Raw genomic sequence first — 14494 nt, forward strand, 5'->3', positions numbered from 1 at the left:
ATGGATAATCTCGTCGACTACGCCGGCCCAGCCTCGTGTGGAGGTCCGGTTGCCAAGCTGACCCTGAACTCACCGCACAACCGCAACGCGCTGTCCAGCGCACTTGTCAGCCAACTACATCAGGGGTTGCGCGAGGCTGCGGCAGATCCATCGGTGCGGGTGGTGGTGCTGGGGCACACCGGAACCACGTTTTGCGCCGGCGCGGACCTGAGCGAAGCCGGCACCGGCGACCCGTACGACATGGCCGTCGCGCGAGCGAGCGAAATGACCGCGCTGCTGCGCGCAATCGTCGAATCACCGCTGCCGGTCATCGGTGCCATTGATGGACACGTAAGGGCCGGCGGGTTCGGCCTGGTCGGTGCGTGCGATATCGCGGTCGCCGGTCCGCAGAGCACTTTTGCGCTGACCGAGGCCCGCATCGGCGTCGCCCCGGCGATCATCTCGCTAACGCTGCTACCGAAGCTGTCTGCTCGCGCAGCCGCCCGCTACTACCTGACCGGCGCGAAGTTCGGCGCCACCGAAGCTGCGGAGATCGGATTGATCACGATGGCCGCCGACGACGTGGGCGCCGCCGTGGCCGCGCTGGTCGCCGACGTGGGCCGCGGATCGCCCCAGGGTTTGGCAGCGTCGAAAGCGTTGACCACCGCGGCGGTACTCGACGGATTCGACCGCGACGCCGAGCGGCTCACCGAGGAGTCGGCCCGGCTGTTCGTTTCCGACGAGGCGCGCGAGGGCATGCTCGCGTTCCTGCAGAAGCGCCCTCCCAGCTGGGTCCAACCCGACGGCGACGCGGGCCGCTAACATCGGGCGGGGCCGGCGCTGCTGGCCGCATCGACGGGCAGATGTTCGCAGTACCCGGCGCACCCGATGGACCCGGGCAGCCTCCGTGATCGACCAGCACTGCTTGGTGCCGCGCCATCGGACCCGTCCAGCGCGACGAATGTTGCGGTTTCGCCATCACCTCTTGCAGCGAAATCGTGAAGTCGTAGGCTCATAGGTGATGAGCAACCCGGCGCACAGTGACGCAAGGAAAGCCCGCGACGACTTTTCGCGTGCGTCGGACACCGACCGAATACAGATCGCGCAGTTGCTGGCCTACGCGGCTGAACAGGGTCGCCTACAGCTGACCGACTACGAAGACCGGCTCACCAAGGCCTACGCGGCAACCACGTACCAGGAATTGGATCGACTCCGAGCCGATCTCCCGGACGCGGCACTAATCCCGCGTCGAGGCGGCGAGTGCAATCCGGCACCGTCTACCCTGCTGCTGGCGCTGTTGACCGGATTCGAGCGTCGCGGCCGGTGGAATGTGCCGAACAAGCTGACCACCTTCGCGTTGTGGGGAAACGGCGTGGTGGATCTGCGCTACGCGGACTTCACGTCCACCGAGGTCGAAATCCACGCGTACTCGATCATGGGCATGCAGACCATCGTGCTGCCACCCGAAATCAACGTCGAGATCCGCGGTCGCGGCGTCATGGGCGGCTTCGATCGCGAGGTCGCGGGCGAGGGTTCCCGTGGTGCACCAACGGTGAAGATCCGCGGCTTCTCCTTTTGGGGCGACGTGGGCATCAAGCGTAAGACGCGCAACCCACGCAAGTAGGCGAGCGCCCGTCATCACCTGCTCCGTTGCCGCGGAGTGCGCGGAAACCGCGTTCACAACGGCACGTGGGTAATCTGTAGCAGCGATGGATGAACCGCTGCGGTATGAGAAGCGCTCCGACGGTGTCGCAATCGTCACCAACATGGATGCGCCGCTGAATCGGATGGGTCTGGCCTACATCGAGCGACTCAGCGAGGTCGTCGACGACATCGCCGGCGACGAGGAAATCCGCGCCTTCGTCATCACAGCGCAGGGACTCGACAACTTCTCGGTCGGGATGAACCTCAAAGAGCTGGCTAAGGGCATCGCGGCCGCCGGCGACATCGACACGTTCTTCGACCGCCGCCTCGATCTGATCCAGCGCATCGAGACCATGGGCAAGCCATCGGTGGCCACCCTGTTCGGGCATTGCCTCGGCGCAGGCATCGAGCTTCCGCTGGGCTGCACGTTCCGGCTCGCCGCCACCGACGGCGCGTCCATTGGTCTGCCCGAGATGCACCTGGGCGCGACTCCCGCCTGGGGAGGTTCGGCTCGGCTGGCCAAAACGGTCGGGCGCCAACACGCCCTGGACATGATCCTGCGAGCGAAGACTCTCGGCGGACCAGCGGCACACGCCATCGGTCTCGTCGACGAGGTGTGGCCAATTGGCGAGCTCAAGAGCCGAGCGACGGACCTTGCCGTCGAGCTGGCCCGGCAACCCGCGCTCGCCGTCCGCGGCGTGCTCGACACTCTTCACGACTGCGAGAGCCGCACGCTGACCGATCTGCTCGCCGCGGAGCGACGGGCAGTTCACGCAACCCTGGGATCCGACGATGCCCGGGAGGGGATGCTCGCGTTTCTCGAGAAGAGAACGCCGGTGTTCAATCGCAATCCGGGCAGCTCTGCACCGACCTGATAAGACTTCCACGGCGCTATCGCCTCCGGCGCGAGCGCAGGTAGTCGCCCACCACCGCCGCTCCCAGACCGTCGAGGTCGGGCACCACGACACGTCCTTCCACGCGCCGCGCAACCTGGTCGATGAACCGCGCCAGCCCCGGGTCACTGCCCAGCCGGAAAATCGTCACTTGCGCACCCAACCGGGCCATGTCATCGAACCCACGCACCGTGTGGGCAATGGTCCGCGGGTGCGGCGGGTAGTCAAAAAAGACCGCAGACCCCTCCCCGTCGAAGTCTTCGAGGTGCGCGGTCGGCTCACCATCGGTAACCACGAGCAAAACCGGCTGCGCGTTAGGGTGCCGGCGCAGATGCCGGCCAGCCAACGCCAGCGCGTGATGCAGGTTGGTGCCCTGCTCGTAGACGCCCTCCAATCCGGTGAGTTCGGCGGCAGTAACCGTCCGCGCGTAGCGGCCGAACGCGATGATCTGCAAGGCGTCCGACCGGAATCGCGTGCACACCAGGTGGTTGAGGGCCAGCGCCGTTTGCTTCATCGGCAGCCAGCGGTTCTCCATCACCATCGAAAACGAGGTGTCGACCAACAACGCGACTGCGGCCTGTGTTCGTGTCTCGGTCTCGGAGACTTCGACGTCATCGACAGCGATCCGGAGGGGACCGGCCGAACCGTCGAGGCGTGCGGTTCCCGCTCGTCGCAGGACCGCATTGGTCAATGTGCGCGAGATGTTCCACGGCTCGGTGTCGCCGAATTGCCAGGGCCGGGTCGCGCCGGTCAGCTCGCCAGCCGCCCCGGCACGTCGGTGGTCCCGTTCGCCATGACGTCCGGAAAGTTGTTGCGCCACATCACGCAGCGCCGTTTCGCCGAGCCTGCGCATGGCTTTGGGCGAAAGTCGCCATTGGCCGTCGGACCCGCGGTCCAAGAAACCCTGATTCACCAGTGCGCGTTCCAATTCGGCAAGGGTGCGGGCATCGATGGCGGCCTGGTCGCCGAGCTGGCGTGCCAGCGCATCGAGGTCGACGTCATCCATCGTCGCACCCGGATAGCTCTGGGAGAGCTGCTCGGCCAGCTGTTCCAGCTCACCGATATCGGCGAGCGCTTGGGCACCTTCACCCATGCCGAACGGATTGTCACCGGAGAACTGCTGCGACCCGGTCCAGTCCTCACCGGGCCGCGCCGCCTGCAGATATCCATCGAGCCGATTCAAGGCCTGCGTCAGCGCCGGAGATCCAAATGCTTGCTGCGCCAGGGCATCCAGTTCGTCACGCTGATCCTGACTGAGGCTGTTCCGGAACCGCTGCGCGGCAGCGGCTCGCTTAGCCAGCGAGTCCAGCAGCTCCTCGACGTTGCCGGGGTTCTCCGGGAAGAACTCGCCGTGCTTAGTCATGAAGTCATCAAAGTCTTGCTGGGTGTCGGTACCGCTGGCGTGTTTGTCCAACAATTCGTTGAGGTCGTCGAGCATCTCGGTGACACGCTCGCGATCCTCGTCAGTGGCGCCCTGCAACGCCTCCTTCATCCCGGCAAAGCGTTGATCGAGCATTTCGCGACCGAGCAGATCCTTGATCTGCTCGTAGCTTTCGCGGGCCTGGCTGCTGCGCCAGTCGTATTCCAAAAGCTCGTTGACGGCCTTGGCCGGCGATTGGGGCAGCGCATCGAGCTGCAGCTCGGCGAAGCGGGCGTCGTCGTCCAGCGCGCGGGCCAGTTCCTTGCGTTCGGCCAGTACCGCCTCGTCGAGCAGCCTCTTGATTTCCTGCAAGGTGCCATCTAAATTATTGCGGCGCAACAATTCCCGTCGGCGCCGATTCGCCTCCGCAGCGAGTCGGTCAGCACCCGGCATGTTCTTGGTGCCGCGCCGCAACAGCTCGGAGAGTGCGCGCCGCGGCGAGGCACCCGTCATGACGTCTTGCCCGATTTGCTCCAACGCCTCACGCAGATCCACCGGCGGCGCCAGCGGGTCGGGCCCCCCGGTGTACGCCGAGTATCGCGTTGCGTGCCCCCGCACCGGCTCAGCCATAGACTGTTTGGCCCTCCCCCGAAACCTTGTCGATCCGCTTTGCGAGATACAGCGCCTCCAAGGCGAGTTCCAGAGCCCCGGCACGCTCGCCCTCGGATTCCGCGTGCAGTTTCTTGGCGATGGTGTCCACGACCGATAGCCCCGGAACCGCGGCCAGCACATCCTTGGCGGACACCCGATCGCCCGTGGTCACCGCGGAACCGCCCTCGACGGCGGCGACCAGCGCGCCGACATCAATGCCCCCCAGCACCCGCGACGCGGTATCGGCGGTCGCGCGGCGCAGCAGGTGCTCGAGCACCGCCTGCTCGCGGCCTTCCTCCCCGGACTCGAACTCCAGCTTGCCCCGCAAGACATCGATCACCGTTGCAAGGTCGACGACGCGGGCCACCGGATCGGTCTCCCCCAGCATCGCCCCGCGGTGTCTGGCGGCGGCGGCGACCGTCTCCGCCGCCGCGATCGGGAACCGTGCCGACACCCCGGACCGCTGATCGATCGAACTGGACTCCCGCAGGTAGCGCGCGAACCGGGCCAGCACCTGCATCAGATAGTCGGGTACCGCGGCACTCAAGTGCGCTTCCTGGGCGATCACGCCCATCTCCGCCTCCAGCTCCAGCGGGTAGTGGGTGCGGATCTCGGCGCCGAACCGGTCTTTGAGGGGCGTGATGATCCGACCACGGTTGGTGTAGTCCTCGGGGTTGGCGCTGGCGACCACCACGACGTCGAGCGGCAGGCGCAACGTGTAGCCGCGGACCTGGATGTCGCGCTCCTCCATCACGTTGAGCATCGAGACTTGAATGCGCTCGGCGAGGTCGGGCAGTTCATTAACCGCGACGATGCCGCGGTGCGCCCGCGGGATAAGCCCGTAAGCGATGGTCTCGGGATCCCCGAGGCTGCGTCCTTCGGCCACCTTGATCGGATCGACGTCACCGACCAGATCGGCGACGCTCGTGTCCGGGGTGGCCAGCTTCTCGGTATAGCGCTCGCTGCGGTGCTTCCAGGCCACCGGCAGCTCATCACCGAGCTCTGTGGCCCGCCGGATCGATTCCGGTGTGATCGGGGTGTACGGGTGCTCACCGAGTTCAGCATCGCCGATCACCGGCGTCCACTCGTCGAGCAACCCGGTCAGCGCGCGCAGCAGCCGGGTCTTGCCCTGGCCGCGTTCGCCAAGCAGGACGACGTCGTGACCGGCGATCAGAGCCCGCTCTAGCTGGGGAATTACGGTGTCGTCGAAGCCCAGGATGCCGGGCCAGACGTCGTCTCCCTCGGCCAGGGCGGTCAGCAGATTCTCCCGGATCTCCTGCTTGACCCCCCGTTCACGGTGGCCGGCGGCACGCAACTCGCCGACGGTGTGGGGCAGATTGCTCGGTGAAGTCACCACTCCACGCTACGACGCAGTCTTTGTTCTGGCGATGAGAGTAAAACCCGCGGAGCATTTTCACTTGGCTTCGACGGGCTGTCAGGGCCGGGCCTGGAGTCGCTGTGCACATAATGTGATTGGTTCGGCGCGTTGCCGCCCCGATTCCATAGAATTCGTTGGGTGAGCGTGCGGATCATGTCTCCCACTCTCGGCAAGCTCACCGAGGTCCCCGCTGCTCTCGGTGACCGGATCGCGCTCGTCGACCAAGGTCGTCGTTGGTCGTACCGAGAACTCCGCACGGCAGCAGATGAATTGGCCGCGGCGATGCGCATGGACGGTTTGGTTGGCGAACGAGTGGCGCTCATGCTGCCCAACTGCGTCGACTTGGTGACGGCGTACCTGGCCAGTTTCACCGCCGGCGCGATAGCGGTGCCTCTGAACGCTCGCTACGCCCCGCCAGAAGTTGAGCAGGTGCTACGCCGGGCACGTCCCCGGTGGCTTGTCGTCCACACAGACCGGTTGGGCACCCTGGCAAGGCTCGACCAGGCGCTGCTCGACGGCACACGAGTGATAGTGGTCGGCGAATCCGGCTCATCAGATGTCGGTCGCGACAACGCCTACGACGCGGTGCTGCGCAGCGGCCGCGGGAAGTCGGCCTCGTCGTCCGATGTCTTGGCCGACGCTGCGGCGGTCATCTTCTTCACGTCGGGCTCGACTGGCCGGCCCAAAGGAGTTGTACACAGCCATTCCTCTGCACTGGCGATGCTGACGAGCACATCGGAAGCGTTCGGTGACGCGCAGCCCGACGATGTCGTTCAGGTCTTCGAGCCCCTGGTCCACGTCAGCGGCTTCATCGCGACGTTCACCATCCTGCTGGCCGGTGGCACCGTCGCGCTGTACGAGGGTTTCGACGCCGCCGCGTACGCGCATGCACTGACGCTTCACCGGCCGACGCTGATCTGCACCCACGTCGACATCCTGGCCCAGCTATTGCAGCTTCCCGGCGTGTGCCGGGACTGGTTCTCGTCGCTGCGCGGCGTGTATACCGGCGGTGACGTCGTGCCCCATGCGGTTCAACGGGAGTTCCTCCAGGTCAGCGGGCTACCGATCAGAGTCGGTTACGGGATGACCGAGGCCATCTGGCTCACTGTGCAGCGTGAGGCTCGTACCGATCGTGACGGCTGTATTGGTCGGCCGCTGCGTACGGTGCGCCTACGCATCGACGAATCCACCGGTGAGCTCCTAGTCGCCGGCCCCATGGTGATGCAGCGCTACTGGGACGACGAGACGCACACCTCTGAAACGCTGGTAGACGGCTGGCTGCACACTGGCGACCTCGCACAGCACGATGAGCAAGGCGTGTGGTGGTTCACCGGCCGAATCAAAGACGTCATCGTTCGGCGAACTTCGAAGATCACTCCGGGCGAAGTGGAGACCGCACTGGGGCAACATCCCGGCGTAATGATGGCGGCGGTGGTCGGCGCACCCGACCCTGCTGAAGGCGAGGTGCCGGTGGCGTTCGTCGTCCCGCGACCCGATGCCGACCTGTCACCTGCGGAACTCACCAAGTTCCTGCACGGGCTGATCGCGGCCTACAAGGTACCGGCGCGTATTCACCTGCGGCGCACTCTCCCGTTGACCGCAAGCGGCAAGATCTCCCGCAACGACCTGATCGAAAGCGATCACGCGTGATCGCATCGGCAGACCCGGCCACGATCTCATTGTGGGCTAGCGCGACTCCGGTCGCTCCAAATAGAACGCGAATATTCTTCTGCACCAATCTTTTCCGAAAGGCACCACCCTACGGTTCACTCGGCCGCCCGAGCCTAGTGCGCAAAGTGGCGCGCACCCGTGAGGTACAACGTCACACCGGCTTTCGCGGCGGCTTCCGTCACCTCGTCGTCGCGCACCGAGCCTCCCGGGTGCACGATCGCTTTCACTCCTGCGGCGGCCAAGGTCTCGAGTCCGTCCGGGAATGGGAAGAATGCGTCCGAGGCTGCCACCGAACCCGAAGAACCGCCGACCCGCTCCCCGCCGCGTTCCACGGCCAGCCGCGCGGCGTCGACCCGGTTGACTTGACCCATGCCGACACCGATCGTCGCGCCGTCAGCAACGATCACGATCGCATTCGATTTGACCGCGCGACAGGTCCGCCACGCAAAGACCAGGTCGGTCAGCATCGCGGGGCTCGCCGGAGATCCGGCGGCCAGCTTCCAGTTCGCCGGATTATCGCCGGACGCGTCGAGCTGATCTCGCTGCTGCATCAGTAGGCCCCCGCTGACCTGCCGCACCTCGATGCCGCCGGACAGCGGCTCAGGGGCCACCAACACCCGGATGTTCTTCTTGCGCGTCAACGCGTCGAGAGCACCTGGCGCGTAAGCCGGGGCGATGATCACTTCGGTGAAGATGGTGCTCACATACTCCGCCATCTCCTCGCTGACTTCGGTGTTCGCGGCGATCACCCCGCCGTAGGCGCTCAGCGGATCGCAATCGTGAGCCTTGCGATGCGCATCGGCGACCGAAATCGAGGAGATGGCGATGCCGCACGGGTTGGCGTGTTTAATGATTGCCACACAGGTTTGTTCGTGATCGAATGCGGCCCGCCAGGCCGCATCGGCATCGGTGAAGTTGTTGTAGGACATCTCTTTTCCATGCAACTGCTCGGCTTGCGCCAGCCCCGGCCAGGCGGCGGGGTCGCCGTAGAGCGCCGCCGCCTGGTGCGGGTTCTCGCCGTAGCGCAACATCGCCGACCGGCGCCAGGTTCCGCCCAACCATTCGGGGAACGCCGCTTCCGGCTGCTCGGGTTGTTCGGAGGAGAGCGTCGACAGCATCCAGCCCGCAACGGCGATGTCGTACTCGGCGGTGCGCTGAAATGCCAATGCAGCCAACCTTTTGCGCTCGGCGAGCGTGAATCCGCCGCCACGCACCGCGGCCAGCACACCGTCGTATCCGAGCGGGTCGGTGACGACCGCCACGCTTGGGTGGTTCTTGGCCGCGGCCCTGACCATCGAAGGTCCACCGATATCGATCTGCTCGACACACTCGTCGACTCCGGCGCCCGACTCGACGGTCTGGCTAAACGGATACAAGTTGACCACAACGAGTTCGAACGCCTCGATACCAAGTTGCTCGAGCGCCGCAGCGTGCTCGGGCCGGCGCAAGTCAGCCAACAATCCGGCATGCACTCTCGGGTGCAGCGTTTTGACCCGCCCGTCGAGCACCTCCGGGAACCCCGTCAATTCCTCCACGGGCGTCACCGGAATCCCGCTAGCAGCAATGGTCTTGGCTGTTGATCCGGTCGAGACGATCTCGACTCCGGCCGCACTCAGACTCTGAGCCAGGGCTGTCAGACCCGTCTTGTCATACACGCTGATCAAAGCGCGGCGGATCGGCCTTCTCGTTAGATCCCGCCCGTCGTCGGTGCTCATCCCACGCTCGCCTTTCGTCCAATCATCGCTCTTCGTCCGACCACCGTCACGCCGCCGGTTGCAATCTTGGCCACGACATCCACCAGCAGCCGCCGTTCGACGACCTTGATGCGTTCGTGCAGAGTCTCTTCATCGTCGCCGTCGATCACCGCAACGGTCTGTTGCGCCAGTACTGGCCCGGTGTCCATGCCGGCATCCACCAGATGCACGGTACAACCCGTGACCTTGACACCGTAGGCCAGCGCGTCCGCCACTCCGTGAGCACCCGGGAAGGCCGGCAGCAGCGCCGGATGGGTATTGACGATGCGCCCGGAGAACTGTGAAAGGAACTGTGGTCCAAGGATTCTCATGAACCCTGCAGTAACGACCAGATCAGGCGAATGCGCCACGGCGGCGTCGGTGATCGCGGTATCCCAGTCATCGCGACTGACGTGGTCGGCAATCCGGACGGTAAAGGCTGGCACTTTTGCCGCCGCCGCGATCTCGGCAGCTCGGCAGTCACGATCGACGCCGACCGCGACCACCTGCGCCGGGTAGTCACCGACTGCGGCGTCGATCAGCGAATTCAACAGCGAACCGGTCCCGGATGCCAGCACCAAGAGCCGCGCCGGCGCGCTCGGGGGTACCTGGAGCGGTTCCTGCAGCACACCGCGAGCCTAATGGGAATGGATCGCTACGAGCCAGACCGGCAGCTGGGGCAACCCCCAAGTCTTAGTCCGGCAGGCGCCGGACTTCGTCGGGCGAAGGCGGGGATTCATCGTCGCTTTCGGCGGACGCCGCAACATCGTCACCGGCATTGTCCGTCTCGGGCACAACATCGGCGTGTGCCCTGTCCGCGGACTGCTCGACGTTCACCTCCGCAGAGTCAGGCGACGACTCAGCAGCGTCCTCCGCCGTTCCGGAGGACGTCTCGGCGGCTTCGTCCGCCGGGTCGGTCGACGGCCGAACGTCGTCGGCAAGCGCCACAGGGCTCGTCTGTTCGTCGTCTTCGTGTTCATCCGACGGCGTCGGCGCCGGTGGCGGTTTCGGCCGTTTGGGCCGGCGCCTGATCCCGCCGCTCATTACTACGGTCACCCAACCAACGACCGCGAACCAGAAAAACACGCCGGTGATCAAGGCGTCCTGGTCCACACCAACGTCGCCGAAATTGCCCAGCCGGCCGCTACCGCCGTACGCGAGTAGCGCCATGGCTGATGCCCCGAAGAGTGCCGCCACCAGCAGCTTTGCGGTGGCCGCAACCAGCGGCAACGCACGACGGGCGCACTGTTGTCCGACTGCCACCCCTGAAGACGCACCCACGATCAGTAGCGCAACCCACCCCGGCCCCAGCGGCGGCGTAGGAACCGCGGCCAGGATCGGAAGAGCGGGAATATCGCCTCCGAATACGGTGAACGAACTAAATGTTGCGAATCCGATATGAGCGCTGGACCCGACCGTCATGGCAGCGGTGCCGACGATGACGTTGGGGGCATAAAGCACCGACAACACCGTCAGGCTGAGCTGGCCGAATATCGAGTCGGTGATCGCGTAGAGCTCTTGCATCGTCGACCAATGCACGATCAGCGAGCCCGTCATCACCACGCCGGATAGGCCGAGCAACGCCAACATTCCAGCCGCGGCGGCACGCACCGAATCACCCACCCAATCGGGCAACGACGATGCCACCAACGCCCGTCGACCCACTCGGGACGACACCCCGATCGCGGCGCCAATCGCATGCACCACCAGGACACAGGCGAAGGCGTGCAGGGCGTTCGGCGTCTGCAGCTCGGCGATGACCGACGACGCGTCATGGATGACCGCGAGCGCGATAGCAGCCATCAGCAAGGGCCCGCTGACCGCCGACGCAACCACCCAGCGCACCACGAGCCAGGAGGACTGCGGGGAAGTCGCCTGCGCAGTGCTCCGTGCGGTTCCCCACACCATCAGGAGGACTGGCAGCAACGGCATGACGCCCAGTTGGCGCCCGGCGATCGAGATCGGTACCTGGTGCACGCCAAGCCACATGCTGGCGATAGCGCCCAACGCGCCGGTCATATCACTGTTGGCGATAAGCAGCTGGAGCAGGGTTACCGCAGCAATGATGCCCAACGCCACCACAGCAGGGCCGAACGCAACCCTGACGAGGTCACGTGCCTGGCGAGCGCCCGCTGGCCGATTCTCCTCCACGCGTGTCACTGTGCGCGCACGTGCCAACTTAGGCGCGAAAGCGCCCGGCTAGACCGGCGCCTGACCCGATGACGAGGATGACGGGGATGACGGGGACTGCTGGCCCTGGCCGTACGACTGCTGCCCGCCGGCCGGACTCGAATAGTTGACCGGAGCTGACCCAGCCTCGGATCCCGTTCCCGCACTCACCGGAGGCGGCGGGCTGAAGCTGGGGAAGCCGGTCGGTGGGGTCGACGGCCCCGACGGGGCGGATTGTGCCTGCTGCGTCGGTTGTGACCCGGGTTGCGCGGGAGGCTGGGCCGCGAATCCACCGGACTGGCCCGGACTCGGGCTGGGGCTGGACGGATAACCACCGTATTGGGAACCATATCCAGGCGGCTGCGAGGAAGGTTGCGGGCTGGCCGACTGGTGCCCAGCTGACTGCTGTGCACCCGGCTGACCGTAGTACCCGGCGGGCTGGCCCCCGTACTGGCCGTACTGACCGTACTGACCGTACTGACCGTACGGGTCGAACTTGGGCCGCGGCGCCGGCGCGCTGACAAGGCCCGCATCCAGCAGCAGCGCCGCGACGGCCACAATCGCCTGGAGGATGGTGAAAGCCAGGACGAACCACAACGCCCAGCTGATCGAGAAAGAGCTGGGCTTGTTGAACATCTCCGAAATCACCAGCAAGACACCCAGTACTGCGAGCACCGCGACCACCGACACGTAGCTCTTGGCCTTGGGTAGCAAACTTGCCCCGGCAAGCAGCGCGGCCAACAATGCCGCACCGACAGCCAACCCGTTGTCACCAGACACCTCAATGCCGCTGGGACCCAGTTCGGTGCTGAGCGAGAACATCGGCCCGAAGCTCAGGAGATACGCCGACAGACCGAGCACCGCCACAGCGAGGGCCAGGTACATCGAAGTCTTGCTATCACCACCATCGGTTCTCGCGAACGACGGTGTCGCCCCCCCGTAGGAGCCGCCAGGCTGCGCGGGCGGATATCCGGGACTACCGGACGAGTAGGTCATGGCGCCTCCACAGTTGCATTGCGACGCTGTCCTCCCTGCGCCGCGATTCGACCAACCACGCTAGCGCACGTTCGGGCGCCCACGTCGGACCCACCTGCTCGCCGTCCGACCAGCGCCGGTCACCACCATGACGCGTCACGCTGGCGCCGTCGGCAACCCCCGCTTGCCCGCGCCAGGTGGAACACGTTCTAATTCTGGGCATGGACTACGGGCTTGTGCTGTTCACCAGCGACCGCGGTATTAGCCCGGCAGCCGCCGCCAAGCTTGCCGAGAACCACGGGTTTCACACGTTTTACGTCCCGGAACACACACATATCCCGATAAAGCGCGAGGCGGCACATCCGACAACAGGTGACGCGTCGCTGCCGGATGACCGCTACATGCGCACCCTCGACCCCTGGGTAAGCCTGGGCGCCGCGTGTGCCGTGACATCGCGGGTCCGGCTTTCCACCGCAGTGGCGCTGCCGGTCGAGCACGACCCGATCACGTTGGCGAAAAGCATTGCCACACTGGACCACCTGTCCGGTGGCCGGGTAAGCCTCGGCGTGGGGTTTGGCTGGAACACCGACGAACTCACCGACCACGGCGTGCCACCCGGACGCCGCCGCACCATGTTGCGCGAATACCTCGAGGCGATGCGGGCGCTGTGGACCCAAGAGGAAGCGGCCTACGACGGCGAATTCGTCAGGTTCGGGCCCAGCTGGGCGTGGCCCAAGCCGCTGCAGGAACACGTCCCCGTGCTGGTGGGCGCGGCTGGCACCGAGAAGAACTTCAGATGGATCGCGCGCAATGCGGACGGCTGGATCACCACACCGCGTGACTTCGATATCGACGCGCCAGTGAAGTTGCTACAGGACACGTGGGCCGCCGCCGACCGTGACGGGGCTCCGCAGATCGTGGCCCTGGACTTCAAGCCGGTACCCGAAAAGTTGGCCCACTGGGCCGAGCTTGGCGTGACAGAAGTGCTCTTCGGTATGCCGGACCGTTCCGAGGATGAGATAGCCGCTTATGTCGAACGGCTAGCCGGCAAGCTGGCAGCCACCGCAGTGTGACACTGATCGCCACGGCGCCCGAAAGTCGACCTCATGCTGCCGGCGTGCTACCGCGCGGCTACAGGCTGCTCAGGATCTCCCGGGCCAGCGCCGCGGTCTCCGACGGGGTCTTGCCGACCTTCACACCGGCCGCCTCCAGAGCTTCCTTCTTGGCGGCTGCGGTACCCGACGAGCCGGACACGATGGCACCCGCGTGGCCCATCGTCTTGCCTTCCGGTGCGGTAAACCCGGCAACGTAGCCGACAACCGGTTTGGACACATTGGCCTTGATGAAGTCCGCGGCGCGTTCCTCGGCGTCACCGCCGATCTCACCGATCATGACGATGAGCTTGGTGTCGGGATCTTTCTCGAAGGCCTCGATTGCGTCGATATGCGTTGTGCCGATCACTGGGTCGCCGCCGATCCCGATCGAGGTGGAGAAGCCGAAATCGCGCAGCTCGAACATCATCTGATAGGTCAAAGTGCCCGACTTGGACACGAGCCCGACCGGACCGGGGCCGGTGATGTTGGCCGGAGTGATGCCGACCAACGCCTCACCCGGAGTGATGACACCTGGGCAATTGGGCCCGATGATACGGGTCTTGCTGCCCTGCTGTCCGTTGTAAGCCCAGGCATATGCGCTGTCCTGCACCGGGATTCCCTCGGTGATGACGACCAGCAGCGGAATCTCGGCGTCGATCGCCTCGATCATCGCGTCCTTGGCGAACTTCGGCGGCACGAAGATGATCGACACGTCAGCTCCGGTTTTCTCCATCGCCTCCGCGACGCTGCCGAACACCGGCAGCTTGATCAACCTGCCGCCCTTGTCCTCATGCGTGACGGTGGTGCCCGCCTTGCGGGCGTTCACACCGCCCACGATCTGGGTACCCGCCTTCAGCATTCGGGCGGTGTGGACGGTGGCCTCGCTGCCGGTGATGCCTTGGACGATGACCTTGTTGCTCTTGGTGAGAAAGATAGCCATTGGGTCG

At 65.5% G+C, this 14494-nt stretch carries 12 protein-coding genes; 5 read left to right on the forward strand and 7 right to left on the reverse strand.

What is annotated here, in order from left to right; translation table 11 throughout:
- The 3 genes from F6B93_RS18285 (at position 1) to F6B93_RS18295 (ending at position 2498) form a co-directional block, all read left to right on the forward strand.
- Entirely contained in the window at positions 1-801 is an 801-nt protein-coding gene (locus F6B93_RS18285; protein WP_211696348.1) for an enoyl-CoA hydratase family protein, read from the forward strand.
- 199 nt (positions 802-1000) lie between these two features.
- Positions 1001-1603, forward strand: coding sequence for a DUF1707 SHOCT-like domain-containing protein (locus F6B93_RS18290; RefSeq protein WP_211696349.1), 603 nt, complete (start codon positions 1001-1003; stop codon positions 1601-1603).
- 85 nt (positions 1604-1688) lie between these two features.
- A complete protein-coding gene (locus F6B93_RS18295) occupies positions 1689-2498 on the forward strand; it encodes an enoyl-CoA hydratase/isomerase family protein (RefSeq protein ID WP_211696350.1) in 810 nt (269 codons plus the stop codon).
- Positions 2499-2514: 16 nt separating this feature from the next.
- On the opposite strand, the gene F6B93_RS18300 is transcribed toward F6B93_RS18295, so the two are convergent.
- Positions 2515-4506 (reverse strand): vWA domain-containing protein, encoded by a 1992-nt coding sequence (locus F6B93_RS18300; protein ID WP_211696351.1) that lies wholly within the window; start codon positions 4504-4506, stop codon positions 2515-2517.
- The gene (locus F6B93_RS18305) at positions 4499-5884 is read right to left on the reverse strand and encodes a magnesium chelatase ATPase subunit I (protein ID WP_211696352.1); all 1386 of its coding nucleotides are present in this window, start codon (positions 5882-5884) and stop codon (positions 4499-4501) included. Before F6B93_RS18305 ends, F6B93_RS18300 begins: the two co-directional genes overlap by 8 nt.
- 159 nt (positions 5885-6043) lie before the next feature.
- Here F6B93_RS18305 and F6B93_RS18310 point away from each other — a divergent pair, with 159 nt between their 5' ends.
- A complete protein-coding gene (locus F6B93_RS18310) occupies positions 6044-7555 on the forward strand; it encodes a class I adenylate-forming enzyme family protein (RefSeq protein WP_211696353.1) in 1512 nt (503 codons plus the stop codon).
- A gap of 134 nt (positions 7556-7689) precedes the next feature.
- Here the strand turns inward: F6B93_RS18310 and purH are convergent, their stop codons facing one another.
- The 4 genes from purH to F6B93_RS18330 form a co-directional block, all read right to left on the reverse strand.
- Complete coding sequence (purH, locus tag F6B93_RS18315; protein ID WP_211696354.1) at positions 7690-9291, reverse strand: bifunctional phosphoribosylaminoimidazolecarboxamide formyltransferase/IMP cyclohydrolase; 1602 nt, start codon at positions 9289-9291, stop codon at positions 7690-7692.
- Positions 9288-9935 (reverse strand): phosphoribosylglycinamide formyltransferase, encoded by a 648-nt coding sequence (gene purN / locus F6B93_RS18320; RefSeq protein ID WP_211699589.1) that lies wholly within the window; start codon positions 9933-9935, stop codon positions 9288-9290. Before purN ends, purH begins: the two co-directional genes overlap by 4 nt.
- Before the next feature lie 67 nt (positions 9936-10002).
- On the reverse strand, positions 10003-11460 hold the full coding sequence (locus F6B93_RS18325) for a cell division protein PerM (protein ID WP_485020623.1): 1458 nt from the start codon (positions 11458-11460) through the stop codon (positions 10003-10005).
- 48 nt (positions 11461-11508) lie between these two features.
- Positions 11509-12474: a DUF5336 domain-containing protein gene (locus F6B93_RS18330; protein WP_211696356.1), complete on the reverse strand. Its 966-nt coding sequence runs from the start codon at positions 12472-12474 to the stop codon at positions 11509-11511.
- 200 nt (positions 12475-12674) lie between these two features.
- Between F6B93_RS18330 and F6B93_RS18335 the strand changes: the two genes are divergently transcribed.
- A complete protein-coding gene (locus tag F6B93_RS18335) occupies positions 12675-13526 on the forward strand; it encodes an LLM class F420-dependent oxidoreductase (protein ID WP_211696357.1) in 852 nt (283 codons plus the stop codon).
- A gap of 58 nt (positions 13527-13584) precedes the next feature.
- Here the strand turns inward: F6B93_RS18335 and sucD are convergent, their stop codons facing one another.
- Entirely contained in the window at positions 13585-14487 is a 903-nt protein-coding gene (gene sucD, locus F6B93_RS18340) for a succinate--CoA ligase subunit alpha (protein ID WP_211696358.1), read from the reverse strand.
- Positions 14488-14494 lie beyond the last annotated feature (7 nt).

Source organism: Mycobacterium spongiae (genome assembly GCF_018278905.1).
GTDB lineage: Bacteria > Actinomycetota > Actinomycetes > Mycobacteriales > Mycobacteriaceae > Mycobacterium > Mycobacterium spongiae.

Excerpts from the sequence above, each read along its gene's own strand:
- purH (WP_211696354.1), bottom strand. The coding sequence starts at position 9,291 with ATGAGCACCGACGACGGGCGGGATCTAACGAGAAGGCCGATCCGCCGC.
- F6B93_RS18300 (WP_211696351.1), bottom strand. The coding sequence starts at position 4,506 with ATGGCTGAGCCGGTGCGGGGGCACGCAACGCGATACTCGGCGTACACC.
- F6B93_RS18330 (WP_211696356.1), bottom strand. The coding sequence starts at position 12,474 with ATGACCTACTCGTCCGGTAGTCCCGGATATCCGCCCGCGCAGCCTGGC.
- sucD (WP_211696358.1), bottom strand. The coding sequence starts at position 14,487 with ATGGCTATCTTTCTCACCAAGAGCAACAAGGTCATCGTCCAAGGCATC.
- F6B93_RS18295 (WP_211696350.1), top strand. The coding sequence starts at position 1,689 with ATGGATGAACCGCTGCGGTATGAGAAGCGCTCCGACGGTGTCGCAATC.
- F6B93_RS18285 (WP_211696348.1), top strand. The coding sequence starts at position 1 with ATGGATAATCTCGTCGACTACGCCGGCCCAGCCTCGTGTGGAGGTCCG.
- F6B93_RS18290 (WP_211696349.1), top strand. The coding sequence starts at position 1,001 with ATGAGCAACCCGGCGCACAGTGACGCAAGGAAAGCCCGCGACGACTTT.
- F6B93_RS18335 (WP_211696357.1), top strand. The coding sequence starts at position 12,675 with ATGGACTACGGGCTTGTGCTGTTCACCAGCGACCGCGGTATTAGCCCG.